This is a genomic window from Micromonospora sp. NPDC003241, from assembly GCF_053589795.1.
The window spans coordinates 1-14,657 of record NZ_JBSFSO010000054.1; the positions used below are offsets into that span (position 1 = coordinate 1).

Consider the following 14,657-nt stretch of genomic DNA (forward strand, 5'->3'; position numbering starts at 1 on the left):
ACCTGTTCCTGCGTACCCCGGCTGACGTGGCCGCGGGTGAGTACACCTCGACGTTGACCCTGTCCCTGTTCGAGTAGGACCTCACCGGGTGGGGGTCGCCACACGGCGGCCCCCACCGACGGCGTACGAGGTCACCGGCCCCGCGCCACCGCCCTGCCTCAGGCGGCGATGGCGATCGCGAAGACGTGCATGGTGGGCACCCCGACGGCCGGCCGGGCGCTGATGTTGGGCAGCTCGACCCGGGCGACCGCCTTGTTCTGCAACGTCACACCGACGAAGTAGACGCAGGCGGCCGTGTTCTGCCGCTGGTTGTTGGGCCGGTTCTGGTACGCCGTGACCACGGCCGCGGTGGCTCCGCTGTGCGGCCCGCCGTACCAGTCCGGAGTGCTCAGCGTGAAGGTCTGGCGGGTGCCGTCGGCGTACACCACCGTGCCGGTGCCGGACACCGCACCGTACGTGCCGGTGGCGAGGAAGCCGAGCGTACGACCGGTGCCGCTGATGCCGATCGACTGCCCCGAGGCGATGGCGTTGTCGGATCCGCCGGGCCCGACGTTGGGCCAGCGGAAGGTCACACCGTTGCGGCTCAGCGTGGCACCAGGGGTGACGCCGGCCGAGGCCAGTGCCTGCGCGGAGAGGGTGGCGCCGTTGCCGTCGAAGTTTCCGGCGCCGGTGTTGGTGTCGTTGGTGGTGCTGGCGTTGGTGAAGCTCTGCTCCAGTGTCGGCGTGGTGCTGCCCTGCCCGGTGGCCCGGTAGGTGCGCCCGGCCTGCACGGTCACCTCGACGAGGTCCGTCTCGATCCGCGTGGTGCGGGCCGGCGTGCCGTCGGCGACGTCCACCACCGTGTACGCGGAGGCGAAGAGCCGGCCGCGCAGCCGCACCGTACCGGCCCGGTCCGCCCGAACGAGGACCTCGCCGGCCTGGCCGTTGCTCCACGTGATGCCGACGGTGTGTCCGCCCCGGGCGCGCAGCCCGGAGACCCGCCCGTTCGGCCAGGCGGTCGGCAGGGCCGGCAGCACGTGAAGTTCACCGGCGTGGCTCTGGAGCAGCATCTCGGCGACACCGGCGGTGGCACCGAAGTTGCCGTCGATCTGGAACGGCGGGTGCAGGTCGAACATGTTCGGCGCGAGCCGGGCCGGGGTGGCGAGGAAGCGGATCAGGTCGTGGGCGCGGTTGCCCTCCTCCATCCGTGCCCAGAAATTGATCTTCCAGGCGAGTGACCAGCCGGTGCCGTCGTCGCCCCGGATCTCCAGGGTGCGCCGGGCCGCCGCGAACAGTTGCGGGGTGCCGCGCCGGGTGATCTGGTTGCTCGGCGCGAGCCCGTACAGGTGTGAGATGTGCCGGTGGGTCCGCTCGGTCTCCACCCAGTCGTAGAGCCACTCCATGATGTTGCCCCGGGAGCCGACCCGGGTCGGGGCCAGCCGGTCCCGGGTCGCGCGGACCTGGGCCCGGAACGTGGCGTCCACGCCGAGGATCTCGCTGGCCCGGGCGCAGCCGTCGAAGAGGTCCCGCAGGATCTGGTTGTCCATGGTCGGACCGGCACACACGCTGGCGTCCGCGTGGTGGCCGATCTCCGGCGAGTTCGACGGGTTGGTGACCAGGTAGCCGAGGGACGGCTCGGTCACCAACGTGTCGAGGAAGAACTGCGCGGCACCCTTCATCGCCGGATAGTTCGCCCTTAGGAACTCGACGTCGCCGTTGAACAGGTAGTGGTCCCAGATCAGGGTGGCCAGCCATGCGCCGCCGGTCTGCCACATGCCCCAGAACGCGCCGTCCACCACCGAGGTGGCCCGCCAGGCGTCGGTGTTGTGGTGCGTGACCCACCCGCCGGCGCCGTACTGCACCTGGGCGGTGCGGGCGCCGCTGACCGCCAGGTCCCGGACCATGTCGAAGACCGGCGCGTGGCACTCCGCCAGGTTCGTGGTGTTGGCCGGCCAGTAGTTCATCGGCAGGTTGGCGTTGATCGTGTACTTGGAGTCCCACGCCGGGGTCAGCGAGTCGTTCCAGATGCCCTGGAGGTTGGCCGGCTGGGTGCCCGGTCGGGAGGACGAGATCAGCAGGTACCGGCCGAACTGGAACAGCAGCGCGGAGAACTGCGGGTCGTTGACGCTGTTGTGCTGCGCGATCCGCACGTCGGTCGGCTGGTCGGCGGCGGCGGTCCGGCCGAGGTCCAGGCTGACCCGGTTGAACAGCGCCTGGTAGTCGGCCACGTGCCGGCTGCGGAGCTGGTCGTAGCTGCTGGCCCGGGCGGCGGTCAGGTGTCGCCGCGCGATGCCCTGGTAGTCACCGCCGACGTTGCGGTAGGTGACGTAGCTGGAGCCGATCGAGATCAGCAGGGTCACGCTGGTGGCGTTGGTGACCCGCAGCGTGCCGCCGGAACTGGTCACGGTGCCGCCGCTGACGGTGGCGTTGGCCAGGGCGAGGAACCGCACCGCGCCGGTGACGCCCTCCTGGTTGCCGGAGACCCCGTCGAGGGCGATCGTGGTGCCGTCGGGGCTTGCCAGCGTCGTCCGCTGCGGGCTGTCGAAGGTGGCGGTGAAGGAGATCGACCCGGTCCGGTCGGCGGTCAGGCGCATCGCGATGACCTGGTCCGGCGCGCTGGCGAAGACCTCGCGCTGGTAGCGGATGCCGTTCATCACGTAGCTGACCGAGCTGGTCGCGGTGGTCAGGTCGAGCTGCCGCTCGTACTGCGACGCTCCGCCGGAGGTGGGGAAGGTCAACCGCAGGTTGCCGACGAGCTGGTACGCCAACTGTCCGACCGGGTTGCCGAGCATGTTCTGGTTGATCAGGTTCTGGGCCTGCGTCCACTGGTTGGCGAAGACCAGCCGTCGGATCTCGGCCAGCGCCGCCAGCCCCCGGGTGTTGCTCGGGTCGTGGGGGCCGCCGGCCCAGACGGTGTCCTCGTTGAGTTGCAGCCGTTCGGCGTCGACGTTGCCGAACACCATGGCGCCGAGTCGGCCGTTGCCGATCGGGAGCGCGCGCAGCCAGTCGGTCCCGGCGGACTCGTCGTACCACAGTGCCAGGTCCCCGGCGGCGAGCACCTGGGCTGGTGGGGCGGAGTCCGCGCGGGCCAGGGCGGTCCACGGCAGCGGCAGCAGGGCGCCGCCCGCGCCGGCCGCGCCGATCTTGAGAGCCTGCCGTCGGGTCAGGTCTGACATCGATCCTCCAACCGGTGACCCGAGGGGGTCACGCCGGTGCGCGGGAACAGGGTGAAAGTCGAAATGCCGGATCCGCTCGGTGACATCGGGCGGGCGTGTCGGGCGAAACCCGAGGGCCACGGAGACAGCCAGACATCTGATGTGTTTCGCGAAGGTTACCCGGCGGCGACAAAATAGGCAATGGTCGATGATGCCCTGTCGCGCCCGCCGGCAACATCTCCCTGATCACGTACTCCCGCAGGCAGGACGGGGCCAGCGGCGAACGCCGCCCGACGCCGGGGCGCTCTGCGGCGACCGGGACCACTCACCGGAGAGCCGACCCGACCTACTACCCTCCCGGCAGATACATCACATGTATGTGTGCCGACCCTCGAGAGGGACGACACCCCTCACCATCCGGTCCGGTCAGACCTCGGCTCGACGACCGCCCGCCGCCCGCCGCGCGGCGTCACCGAGGCGCGCGAGCGCGGCGTCGCGATCGACGGCGGGCTCCATCAGGGACAGTCGCCGTACGTGCTCGGCAAATCGGTCGGGGAACCGGTAACGGCCGCCGCACCGGATGACCAGATGACGCTCCCGCAACTCCCCCAGACCTCGCCGCGCCTGCACAAGGGTCAGGTTGCACAACGCGGCCGCCGCGTGGGCGTCGAAGTCGGGCTCCGGATGCAGGCCGAGGTATCGCACCAGCCTGCGCCCACCGGTGGACAGATCGCGGTACGCCTGACCGAAGGCGACCCCGTCAACCGGCCCGGCGCGGTCGTCCCCGACAGCCTCGGGACCACCGATCTCGTCGATCACCGCGGTCAGCAGCCGTTCCATTCGATCAGCGCCCTCGGCCACGACGGAGGCGTCGGACGACCGGACCGGACTCGGCGCCGGGTGCCTGTCGATACGGGCGCCGACGGACACGGCGGTGGTGGGTAGTCGCATGACGGGCAGCCCTCCCCTGGTCAGACATCTGATGTATTGCCGGAAGGTTACCGCGTCGTTCACAGGTGGACAATGTCGAACTTCCACACCACAGGCGTCAACCGGGAACAGTGTCCAGCCCACGACACCTGTCACAGCAGCGCCCGCTCAGACACACATCTGATGTAAGCCAGGCGAACGTGCCGGGGGTGGCCCGCAGAGCGCCACCCCCGGTCCGTGAACCCGATCGTCCGGAGGTCCCCTACCGGCTCAGATCGCGCTGATCGTCCATTGCAGGTTGGCGCTGGCGTCCGGCGCCCAGAGCTTGACCCGCGCCCCGGCCGTGGCGTCACCGCCACTGTCCAGCGCGGTGCCGGTGCCCCGGTTGACGATCCGATACCGGCTGCCGCCCAGGTCGTCCAACCGCCACTGCTGGTTGACGTGACCGTTCCACGGCGCCTGCAACGCGTTGGCGCCGTTGGTCGCGTTGCCCCAACTGTCGGCCACCATGCCGTTCGTACGGTTGACCAGCCGGTAGTAGCCGCCGCCCAGGTCCACGAGCTGCCACTGCAGGTTCGAGTTCCCGTTGTAGCCCCACTGCTTCAGGATCGACTGGGCCGGCACCGATCCGCCGCTGTCGAGGGCGAGGCCGGTGGCGACGTTGACGATCCGCGCCCAGCCGGTGGGTATGCCGCCGTTGCCCGGCGGCGGGGTGCCGCCCCCGAACTGGCTGAAGAAGTTCCAGGTCTCCGCCGGCAGCCAGGTGCGCGAACCGCTGTCGCCGGGCGCACCGTCCTGCGGGGCGGCGATGTGCCCACCGTCGAAGGCGGCCCACGTCACCGGGTAACCGGCCCGGCAGCCGGAGTACGTGGTGGTGCGGTGGGTCAGGCTACCGGCCGTCGGCTCGGGCGGGTTCTGCGCGGTGCACCCGTTGTTGCGGACGAACCGGTCCCGCAGCGACCGTCCGGTGGCGATGTTGTCGCCGATGCCGTGGGCAGCGAAGTAGGCGATGGGCTGGGTACCACCACTGCATCCGCTGAGTTCGCGGGGAGCACCGTAGACGGCGACCGCCCGGAACACGGTCGACCGGGCACACGCCAGGGCGTAGCTCATCGCGCCGCCGTAGCTGAAGCCGACCGCGAAGCGCTGCGTCGTCTCCACGCAGAGGGCCTGCTCGATCACCCGCAGCATGTCGTCGACGAAGGTGACGTCCTCACCCCCGGTGTTCGCCCAGCCGTTGCCGATGCCCTGCGGCGCGACGAAAATGGCACTGTTGTTGGCCAGCCGCTGGAGCCCGTAGTACGACCACACGTCACGCTGCACGGTCTGCCCGGTGGCCACGTCGGTGGCGGTGCCGCCCCACCAGTGGAATCCGAGGACCAGCCGGTACGGGTTGGTGTTCTGGTAGTTGTCGGGCACCCGCAGGATGAAGCTGCGACTCTTGCCGTTGCTCTGGATGGTGTGGGTGCCGCTGCCCAGCGCCGGAGCCCGGCCACATCCGGCGGTGGCCGCGAGGGTGCCGACGTCCGCGGCGGCACCGGTGGTGGGTGCGGCCGACGCGGGCGCGCCGGTCAGGGTCAGGGCCAGCAGTGCCGCCGACAGGGCCGACCCGATCACGGATCTGCGCCTCACCATCTGACGCCCCTTCGACCCGGGGAGGTGTTTCGCACGCGCATGAGGATCTCCTTCCGCGTCGTGACGACGCGTGGGCGGTGGTTCGCACCGCCGGTGGTGGTGTGGGCGGCAGGCGCGCGAGATCCTGTCGCGCGGACAGGCCCGACCGGGGGCGTCGCGGGAACCGGCTCGGCCGGTGGGGACGGTGGACGCCGATACCCGGGTGCGCGTGCCGAGAGTGGGCCGAAGCCTGCACTCCTGCGGCAAAAGTAACGTGTTAGCGATAACATAGCAAGATGTAAATGCGTTGCCGGTGCGGCGACCTCCCGACTCAGCGGGCGAGCCAGCCGCCGTCGACCGGGATGACGGCGCCGTGCACGTACGCGGCCGCGTCGGAGGCCAGGAAGACGGTGGCTCCGGCGAGGTCGTCGGGGCGCCCCCATCGCCCGGCCGGGATCCGCTCCAGGATCGCCCGGTTGCGTTCCGGCTGGTCCCGCAGCGCCCGGGTGTTGTCCGTGCCGATGTAGCCCGGTGCGATCGCGTTGACGTTGACCCCGTGCGATGCCCACTCGTTGGCCAGCGCGCGGGTCAGTCCGGCGATGGCCGACTTCGCGGCGGCGTAGCCGGGCACGGTCACGCCGCCCTGGAAACTGAGCATCGACGCGGTGAATATGATCTTGCCACTGCCGCGCCGGATCATGTCCCGGCCCACCTCGCGGGCGAGGACGAAGGGTGCCGACAGGTCGACCTCCAGCACGTGGTCCCAGTCGGCGTCGGAATGCTCGGCGGCCGGCGCACGACGGATCGTGCCGGCATTGTTGACCAGGATGTCGACGGGCCGGCCGTACGAGACGAGCCAGTCGCCGAGCGCCCGGACGGCGGCCCGGTCGGACAGGTCCGCCCGGTACGGCACGAACCCGCGCCCGTGCGCCGCCACCCGGTCGGCCACCTCGCTGCCGGTCTCCTCCAGCGACGCGCTCACCCCGATCACATCGGCGCCGGCCGCCGCCAGGGCCTCCGCCATCGCCAGCCCGATGCCGCGTCGGCAGCCGGTCACCACGGCCAACCGGCCGCTCAGGTCGAACAGGTTCACGCGTCTCCTCCACAGTCCACGAGCACCTTCACGTCACCACCGGCGGCGAGCGCCTCGAAGGCCCGCGCCACGTCGGCCAGCGGCACGATCCGGGAGACGAGCCGGTCGGCGGGCACCTGACCGGTGTGTACCAGGCGGACCGCCTCGGCGTAGTCCGTGCGGTCGTAGACCCGTACCCCGATCACCTCCAGCTCGCGCCAGAAGATCCGGTGCAGGTCCACCTCGCGGGGGGTGGGATGGATGGCGACCACGACGAGCCGTCCCCGGACCGCGAGCAGGTCGGTCGCGGTGCGGACGCCGGCGGCCGAGCCGGAGACCTCGAACACGACGTCGACACCGGCCCCGGCGGTCGCCTCCTGGACGTACCGCGCGACGTCGACCGTCGCCGGGTCGACGGCGGTGAGACCGAGGTCGGTGGCGAGTTCCCGGCGGCGCGGGTCGAGTTCGAGCACGGTCACCGCGGCACCCGTGGCCCGGGCGACCGTGGCGATGAGCAGTCCGACCGGCCCGGCGCCGACGACCACCGCGTGTTCGCCGGCGACCAGCCGGGAACGGCGCACGTCGTGCACCGCCACCGCGGTCGGTTCGACGAGCGCGGCGTGGACCAGCGACAGGTCCGCCGGCAGCGGCACCAGGAGCCGCGCGGGTACGGTCCACGAGCGCTGCATCGCGCCGGGCGAGTCGATGCCGACGAAGTCGAGCCGGTGGCAGACGTGCATGTGCCCGGCACGGCAGGCCGGACACTCACCGCACCAGTCCAGCGGCATCACGGTGACCGGGTCCCCCACCCGGAATCCCTCGACGCCCGCGCCGACCTCGGCCACCCGGCCCGACATCTCGTGCCCGATCACCGCCGGTACGCGCACCCGCTGGTCCATCGCACCGTGCGCGATGTGCAGGTCCGTGCCGCAGATCCCGGTGTACGCGACGTCGAGGCGTACCTGGCCGGGGCCGGGCGGCACCACGGCGGTCTCCTCGACGACGAAGGTCTGCTCGCCGACGTACTGCGCACTGCGGTTCACGCCGCCTCCTGAAGGTCTTTCCGGTGGGCTGTCGTACTCCCGCCGGCCGCTCGGCCGGACCGACCGAGCACCGGTGCCAGCGGTTCCCCGCTGGGCCGCCGAGGGTGCCGCGAGGGCACCAAACGTCCGACGTCTCTATAGTGGTGAGGGCTGCCGGTGCCTGCCGCAGGCGGTGGTGGGCCCATGTCGACGCCGCATGGCGGGCCGGTCCGAAGGGGGCGTGGATGGCACTGACCGACGACGCGATCGCCAGGATCCGCAGCATGATCCAGAGTGGTGAGCTGCCGCCGGGCGCACGGCTGCCACCGGAGCCGCAGTTGGCCGCGCAGATGGGGCTGTCGCGCAGCGGGGTCCGGGAGGCGGTGAAGGTGCTCGAGTCGGCCCGGGTGCTCGACGTGCGTCGCGGCGACGGCACGTACGTCACCAGCCTCGCCCCGCGCCTGCTGCTGGAGGGCCTCGGCGTCGCGGTGGAACTGCTGCGCGACGACACGTTGCTGGAGGTGATGGAGGTCCGCCGGATGCTGGAGCCGGTGGCGACCGGCCTGGCGGCACTGCGGATGACCGACACCGACCTCGACGAGCTCGCCCGGATCCTGGAGGACATGCGGGCCGCCGCCGACGACGCCGAGAAGCTGATCCAGTTCGACACCGCCTTCCACCACACCGTCATCGCGACCACCGGGAACGAGACCCTCACGTCGCTGCTGGCCGGGCTCTCCAGTCGGACGCTGCGGGCGCGGGTGTGGCGCGGGTTGATAGAGGGCAACGCCGCCCACAAGACGATCGACGAGCACCACGCGATCTATCTCGCGCTGCGGTCGCGCGACCAACTGCTCGCGCAGGCCAGCGCCCTGATGCACGTGAACACCTCCGAGGCGTGGCTGCGGACGGTGCTCGCCGCCAAGGCGGCGGACGCGTGATCCCGGCACGACCGGGTCACCCGGCCGTGCCGGCGGGTTCGGACCGCCGGATCAGTCCGTAGGTCCGCACGGCGGTGCCGGCGAAGACCTCCTGCCGGTCCCGCGCCGACAGCGGCGGCAACGCGGCCTCCAACGCCCGGCGAACCCCCGGGTAGTCCGACCTGAGCAGACACACCGGCCAGTCCGAACCAAACATCAGACGATCCGCACCGAACTCGGCTATCGCCACCGCCACGAACGGGCTCAGGTCGGCCGGTGACCAGTCCGGTCGGGCCTCGGTGACCAGGCCGGACAGCTTGGCGGTGACGTTCGGGTTGGCGGCCAGCGCGGCGAACGGATCACGCCAGGCCCGCAGACCCGCCTCTCCCGCGTCGATCCGTGGCTTGCCGAGGTGGTCGAGGACGAACCGGAGCTGCGGCACCGCCCGTGCCGCCCGGACCGCCGCCGGCAACTGGTCGGCCCGGATCACCAGGTCGAACGCGAGCCCGGCATCGGCCACCTCGGCGAGACCCCGCCGCACCTCGGGCCGGTCGAGGTAGTCGGGGTCGGCCTCCCCCTGCACCTGCGGGCGTACCCCGACGAGCAGCTCACCGCCGCGCAGCCGGCGGTAACGCGCGATGGCGGCGGGCACGTCGCCGGTCGCGACGTCGAGCCAGGCCACCACCCCGAGGATCGGCGGCGTGTCGGCGGCGTGGCCGAGGAACTCGGCCGCCTCGTCGGGGTGGCATCGACCGCCCTCCACCAGCACGGTGCCGTCCACGCCGGTCGCGGTCAACTCGCGGGTGAGGTCCGTCGGGGTGAACGGGCGACGGATGGCGGCCAGCGCGGGGTCGTCCAGCCAGTGGTAGCCGTGGTCCGGCTGCCACAGGTGGTGGTGCGCGTCGATGATCATGCGGCCGGGGCTCCCGCCACGACCGGCGCGGTGGTCCACTCCGGGCCGTCGGGGAACCGGTAGTCGGTCAGCGCGGCCGGGACGATCTCGGCGCTCATGCCCGGTACGCGCGGCGCGAGATAGCGTCCGCGATGCACGCGTACCGGGTCGGCGAAGTGCTCGTGCAGGTGGTCGACGTACTCGATCGCCCGGTCGTCGGTGGTGCCGCTGAGCGCCACGAAGTCGAACATGGCCAGGTGTTGGACCAGTTCGCACAGCCCCACGCCACCGGCGTGCGGGCAGACCGGCACCCCGAACTTCGCGGCGAGCAGCAGGATCGCCAGGTTCTCGTTGACCCCGGCGACCCGGCAGGCGTCGATCTGCACCACGTCGACGGCATCGGCCTGGAGGAGTTGCTTGAACATCACCGCGTTGTGCACGTGCTCACCGGTGGCCACCTTGACCGGGGCGAGGGCCTTGCGCACGGCGGCGTGCCCGAGCACGTCGTCCGGGGAGGTCGGCTCCTCGATCCAGTACGGGTCGAACGGCGCCAGCTCCCGCATCCACCCGATGGCCTCGGGCACCCCCCAGATCTGGTTGGCGTCGACCGCGATGCGGACGTCCGGTCCGACCGCGCGGCGGGCGATGCCCATCCGGCGTACGTCGTCGGCCAGGTTCCCGCCGACCTTGAGCTTGATCAGCCGGTACCCGTCGTCGACCGCCTCCCGGCAGAGCCGGGCGAGCTTCTCGTCGTCGTAGCCCAGCCAGCCCGGGGTGGTGGTGTAGGCGGGGTAGCCCTCGGCCAGCAGACGCTGCTCCCGCGAGGCCCGCCCACCCTCGGCGGCCCGCAGCAGGTCCAGCGCCTCGTCCTCGGTCAGCGCGTCGCGCAGGTAGCGGAAGTCGACCTGCGCGACGAGCTGCTCCGGGGCGAGGTCGGCGAGCAGCTTCCACAACGGCTTGCCCGCTCGGCGGGCGGCGAGATCCCACACCGCGTTGACCAGTCCGCCGGCCGCCATGTGCACCACCCCCTTCTCCGGGCCGAGCCACCGGATCTGGCTGTCGCCGACGAGCCGACGGGCCAGCGCGCCGGGGTCCGCGAGCACCTCGTCGACCGGCTGACCGACCACCATCGAGGCGAGCGACTGCACAGCCGCCACCTGGATCTCGGTGCCCCGCCCCACGGTGAAGACCAGCCCGTGCCCCTCCGCGCCGGTCGATGTCCGCAGGATCAGGTACGCGGCGGAGTAGTCCGGGAAGGGGTTCATGGCGTCCGACCCGTCGCGGTGCCGGGACGTGGGGAACCGTACGTCGATGGTCTCTACGGACGAGAAGCGCTCACTCACCGAAACTCCTGAGGGTCGAACGGCTGGCCGGGTCGGGCCCGGCTTCGGGGTCTGTGGTGCGGCGGACCGCCGGCCTCATGTCTGCGCTTTGCCTCCGGTGATGCGGGAGACCACCAGGGCCACCAGGATGACGGTGCCGTTGAGGAAGTTCGTCCACTGTGCGGGCACCCCGGCCAGGGTCAGCACGTTGATGATCATGAACAGCAGCAGGACGCCGGTGAAGGCGCCGAAGACGCTGCCCTTGCCGCCGTTGAGACTGACGCCGCCGATCACCGCCGCCGCGAAGACCTGGAAGATCGCACCGCTGCCCTGCGCCGCCGGCACCGCCGCCAGCCGGCCGCTGATCAGCAGACCGGCGAGCGCGGCGAGGACGCTGGCCACGATGAGGGCGACCCACAGCACCCGGTCGGTGCGGATGCCCGCCGCCCGGGCGGCGTCGGCGTTGCCGCCGATGGCGTAGAGCGCCCGGCCGGCTCGGGTGTAGCCGAGGACCACGATGCCGACGGCGACCAGCAGCAGCGACACCCAGATCGAGGCCGGCACGCCGACCCACGTCGCGGAACCCAGATAGGTCATCGACTCCGGCAGCGCGAAGAAGGTCTGGCCGCCCGAGATGCCGGTGAGCAGACCGCGCAGGACGATCAGCATGCCCAGCGTGACGATGAAGCCGTTGAGACCGAAGCGGACGATGAGCAGACCGTTGAAGGCCCCGACGAGCGCGCCGACGAGCAGGACCACCGGCACCGCCCAGGCGTCCGGCACCACGTCGAGCCCGAGACCCCGGGTGAGGGCGGGGTCGATGACCAGCCACGCGGCGATGCCGGGCGCCAGGCCGAAGGTGGACTCCAGCGACAGGTCCATCTTGCCGGTGATCAGCACGATGGTCTGGGCGAGCACCACGATGGCGATCTCCGACATGCTCTGCAGCACGTTGATGATGTTGTCGCTGCTGAGGAAGACCGGGTTGACGATCGACCCGACGATGGCGACCGCGATGATCGCCGGCACCAGCGCCAGGTCGCGCAGCCGGGCGACAGCCAGACTCCGCGACGCGGACCGGGACGGTGGTGGTGCGGCCGCCGGTGGTGTGGTGGGAGTGAGCGTCTCAGACATGGTGGAGATCCACCCCTTCCATGGCGGCTACCAGATCGTTGTCGCGCCAGCCGTACGCCATCTCGCCGACCACCCGGCCCTGGAACATCACCAGCACCCGGTCGCAGATCCGCAGGTCGTCGAGTTCGTCCGAGACCACCAGCACGGTGGTCCCGCGTCGGCGGACCTCGTCGACGACACCGAGCAGCGTCTGCTTGGACCGGACGTCGACACCGGCGGTCGGGGTGATGAGCACCAGCAACTTCGGCGCGCTGGCCAACGCCCGGCCCATCACCACCTTCTGCTGGTTGCCGCCGGACAGATCGGAGACCGGCACCTGCGGCCCGGACGCCTTGATCGCCAGTTCGGCGATGGTGTCGCGAGCCAGCGCGTCACGCCTGGCCGGCGAGATGAGGCCGCGTCGCGCGACCCGGTCCGGCACGGTCATCGTGACGTTCTCCGCGATGGACAGCAGCGGCACCAACCCCTCCCGGTGCCGGTCCTGCGGCACCAGCCCGACCCCGGCGTCGAGGGCGTCCGGCACGCTGCCCGGGCGCAGCGTGCGACCGTCCACCACGACGGTTCCCCCGGCCGCGCGGGCCAGGCCGACGATCGCCTCGGCGACCTCGACCTTCCCACTGCCGCCGCCGCCCGCGATGCCGACCACCTCACCCGCCCGGGCATCGAGCGACAGTCGCGCACCGGAGGCGGTGGTCAGATCACGCACCGACAGCAGCACCGGCGCGTCGGCCGCGAGCGGGCGGTGGTCCGCCTCGGGCATCGTCACGTCCTCACCGGTCATCGCGGCGACCAGCTCCGGCCGACTGAGCTGCGCCACCGGGGCCGTCAGGATGTGCCGCGCGTCGCGGAAGACCGTCACCTGGTCGCAGATCTCGTAGATCTCCTGCAGGTGGTGGCTGATGAACAGGAACGTCACGCCCTGGGCCCGCAGGTCCCGGATCCGGGCGAACAGGCGGTTGATGCCCGCGCCGTCGAGCTGGGCGGTCGGTTCGTCGAGGATGATGAACCGGGCACCGAAGGAGAGCGCCCGGGCGATCTCCACGAACTGCCGCTGCTCGACCGAGAGCGACGCGGCGGGCTGACGTACGTCGACCTCGACCGACCAGTTCGCGAGCAGTTCCTCGGCCTGCCGGCGCAGCCTCGACCACTGGATCAGACCGGCCGCGCCCCGGGCGTGTCGGTGGAGGAACAGGTTCTCCGCCACGGTGAGGGTGGGGATGATGGTGGACTTCTGGTAGACGCAGGCCACCCGCTTACGCCACGCGTCGCGGTCACCCAACGGCGGGGCGGGCCGACCGTCGAACGCCACCGCGCCGCCGTCGGCGCCCTGTAGTCCGGTGAGGATGCCGACCAGCGTCGACTTGCCGGCGCCGTTGCGTCCGACCAGAGCGTGCGTCTCGCCGGGCCGGACCACGATGCCCGCGTCGAGCAGGGCCACCGTCGATCCGAACCGCTTGGTGATGTTCACCGCCTCGACGACGGGCCGGGCGTCGCCGGCCGGCCCGTCGGCCGCGCGGTGCGGGGCGGTACTCATGCGTTGTTGCCCCACAGGGAGGCGTCGTCGAACTTGAGCGTCGGCTCACCGGCGATCGGCGCACCGTCCAGCGTCACCAGCGGCGCCGGGAGCTGGTCCTCCAGCAGGCCGTCGCGTACCTGGATGATGGTGCTGCCGTGGTCGGTCGGGCCGGGCTGGAACGTCTTGCCGTCCATCGCCGCCTTCACGTACTCCAGCCCGTACTTGGCGTACAGGTCGGCGGGCTGGCTGACGGTGGCGTCGATCAGGCCCTCGCCGATGTTCTTGAGCTCCTCCGGGATGCCGTCGTTGGAGACCACGAAGACGTGCTTCGGGTCGCTCGGCGGCACCTGGAGACCGCGCTGCTTGAGGATCTGCAACGTGCCGGACAGCGCGAACGAGGACTGCATGTAGATGCCCTTGACGTCCGGGTCCGAGGCGAAGCGGGTCTGCAGCTTCGACGCCGCCACGTCGGCCTTCCAGTCGGTGGCCTCGCCGAAGACGGTGATGCCGGGGAAGTCCTTCTGCATGCACTCGTTGAACGCCTCGGTGCGGTCCCGGCCGTTGATCGAGTCCAGGCCGCCCTGGAGCATCACGACCTTGCCCGTGCCGCCGAGCTTGGTGCCGAGGAACTGGCAGGCCTTGATGCCGTACGCGCGGTTGTCGGCGCGGACGACCATGAACACCTTGCCGGTGTCCGGTCGGGTGTCGATGGTGACCACCGGGATGTCCCGACTCTCCAACTGCGTCAGGGTGGGCGCGATGGCGGCGGTGTCCTGCGGTGCCATCACCACACCCTTGACCCCCTGGCTCATGAAGGCCTGGGTGTTGGAGATCAGGTTGGCGATGTCGTTCTGCGAGTTGGTGGTCTTGATCTCGACGCCCAGTTCGTCGGCGAACTGCGGCACGTACTTGATGTAGGAGTTCCAGAAGTCGGTGTCCGAACGCGGGTAGTCGACGCCGACGAGCTGCGCCGAGCCTCCCGAGCCGGTGCCGTCGCCGTTGTCGCCGCACCCGGCCGCGAAGGTGGCCGAGGCACCGAGCAGCATGGTCAGTCCCACGCTCAGCAGTGCTCTCCGTGTCATGCGGGTTCCTCCGTGTCAG

The 14,657-nt window shown here is 71.2% G+C and carries 11 protein-coding genes; 2 read left to right on the forward strand and 9 right to left on the reverse strand.

Features of this window, described 5'->3' with window-relative positions; translation table 11 throughout:
• Window positions 1-158: 158 nt before the first annotated feature.
• Entirely contained in the window at window positions 159-3,155 is a 2,997-nt protein-coding gene (locus tag ACWDVW_RS28660; RefSeq protein ID WP_449954957.1) for a glycoside hydrolase family 95 protein, read from the reverse strand.
• Between the two features lie 360 nt (window positions 3,156-3,515).
• On the opposite strand from ACWDVW_RS28660, the gene ACWDVW_RS28665 reads away from it, so the two are divergent.
• Complete coding sequence (locus ACWDVW_RS28665; RefSeq protein WP_449954960.1) at window positions 3,516-4,079, forward strand: hypothetical protein; 564 nt, start codon at window positions 3,516-3,518, stop codon at window positions 4,077-4,079.
• A 255-nt stretch (window positions 4,080-4,334) separates the two neighbouring features.
• Here the strand turns inward: ACWDVW_RS28665 and ACWDVW_RS28670 are convergent, their stop codons facing one another.
• The 3 genes from ACWDVW_RS28670 to ACWDVW_RS28680 all read right to left on the reverse strand — a co-directional run bounded on the left by ACWDVW_RS28670 (window position 4,335) and on the right by ACWDVW_RS28680 (window position 7,793).
• On the reverse strand, window positions 4,335-5,699 hold the full coding sequence (locus tag ACWDVW_RS28670) for an RICIN domain-containing protein (RefSeq protein WP_449954963.1): 1,365 nt from the start codon (window positions 5,697-5,699) through the stop codon (window positions 4,335-4,337).
• A gap of 310 nt (window positions 5,700-6,009) precedes the next feature.
• Window positions 6,010-6,771 (reverse strand): SDR family oxidoreductase, encoded by a 762-nt coding sequence (locus tag ACWDVW_RS28675; RefSeq protein WP_449954966.1) that lies wholly within the window; start codon window positions 6,769-6,771, stop codon window positions 6,010-6,012.
• Window positions 6,768-7,793: a zinc-dependent alcohol dehydrogenase gene (locus ACWDVW_RS28680; protein ID WP_449954969.1), complete on the reverse strand. Its 1,026-nt coding sequence runs from the start codon at window positions 7,791-7,793 to the stop codon at window positions 6,768-6,770. Before ACWDVW_RS28680 ends, ACWDVW_RS28675 begins: the two co-directional genes overlap by 4 nt.
• A 224-nt stretch (window positions 7,794-8,017) precedes the next feature.
• Between ACWDVW_RS28680 and ACWDVW_RS28685 the strand changes: the two genes are divergently transcribed.
• A complete protein-coding gene (locus ACWDVW_RS28685; protein WP_131052578.1) occupies window positions 8,018-8,713 on the forward strand; it encodes a FadR/GntR family transcriptional regulator in 696 nt (231 codons plus the stop codon).
• A 16-nt stretch (window positions 8,714-8,729) separates the two neighbouring features.
• On the opposite strand, the gene ACWDVW_RS28690 is transcribed toward ACWDVW_RS28685, so the two are convergent.
• The 5 genes from ACWDVW_RS28690 to ACWDVW_RS28710 all read right to left on the reverse strand — a co-directional run bounded on the left by ACWDVW_RS28690 (window position 8,730) and on the right by ACWDVW_RS28710 (window position 14,638).
• On the reverse strand, window positions 8,730-9,605 hold the full coding sequence (locus ACWDVW_RS28690) for an amidohydrolase family protein (protein WP_449954972.1): 876 nt from the start codon (window positions 9,603-9,605) through the stop codon (window positions 8,730-8,732).
• On the reverse strand, window positions 9,602-10,927 hold the full coding sequence (locus tag ACWDVW_RS28695; RefSeq protein WP_449954975.1) for an enolase C-terminal domain-like protein: 1,326 nt from the start codon (window positions 10,925-10,927) through the stop codon (window positions 9,602-9,604). Before ACWDVW_RS28695 ends, ACWDVW_RS28690 begins: the two co-directional genes overlap by 4 nt.
• A 75-nt stretch (window positions 10,928-11,002) precedes the next feature.
• Window positions 11,003-12,040, reverse strand: coding sequence for an ABC transporter permease (locus ACWDVW_RS28700; RefSeq protein WP_396746787.1), 1,038 nt, complete (start codon window positions 12,038-12,040; stop codon window positions 11,003-11,005).
• A complete protein-coding gene (locus tag ACWDVW_RS28705) occupies window positions 12,033-13,574 on the reverse strand; it encodes a sugar ABC transporter ATP-binding protein (RefSeq protein ID WP_449954979.1) in 1,542 nt (513 codons plus the stop codon). The genes ACWDVW_RS28700 and ACWDVW_RS28705 overlap by 8 nt, the downstream gene beginning before the upstream one ends.
• Window positions 13,571-14,638 carry a sugar ABC transporter substrate-binding protein gene (locus tag ACWDVW_RS28710; RefSeq protein WP_449954982.1) on the reverse strand — a complete coding sequence of 356 codons (1,068 nt, stop codon included), beginning with the start codon at window positions 14,636-14,638 and terminating at the stop codon, window positions 13,571-13,573. The genes ACWDVW_RS28705 and ACWDVW_RS28710 overlap by 4 nt, the downstream gene beginning before the upstream one ends.
• Window positions 14,639-14,657 lie beyond the last annotated feature (19 nt).

Excerpts from the sequence above, each read along its gene's own strand:
- ACWDVW_RS28660 (WP_449954957.1), bottom strand. The coding sequence starts at position 3,155 with ATGTCAGACCTGACCCGACGGCAGGCTCTCAAGATCGGCGCGGCCGGC.
- ACWDVW_RS28670 (WP_449954963.1), bottom strand. The coding sequence starts at position 5,699 with ATGGTGAGGCGCAGATCCGTGATCGGGTCGGCCCTGTCGGCGGCACTG.
- ACWDVW_RS28685 (WP_131052578.1), top strand. The coding sequence starts at position 8,018 with ATGGCACTGACCGACGACGCGATCGCCAGGATCCGCAGCATGATCCAG.
- ACWDVW_RS28690 (WP_449954972.1), bottom strand. The coding sequence starts at position 9,605 with ATGATCATCGACGCGCACCACCACCTGTGGCAGCCGGACCACGGCTAC.
- ACWDVW_RS28700 (WP_396746787.1), bottom strand. The coding sequence starts at position 12,040 with ATGTCTGAGACGCTCACTCCCACCACACCACCGGCGGCCGCACCACCA.
- ACWDVW_RS28705 (WP_449954979.1), bottom strand. The coding sequence starts at position 13,574 with ATGAGTACCGCCCCGCACCGCGCGGCCGACGGGCCGGCCGGCGACGCC.
- ACWDVW_RS28710 (WP_449954982.1), bottom strand. The coding sequence starts at position 14,638 with ATGACACGGAGAGCACTGCTGAGCGTGGGACTGACCATGCTGCTCGGT.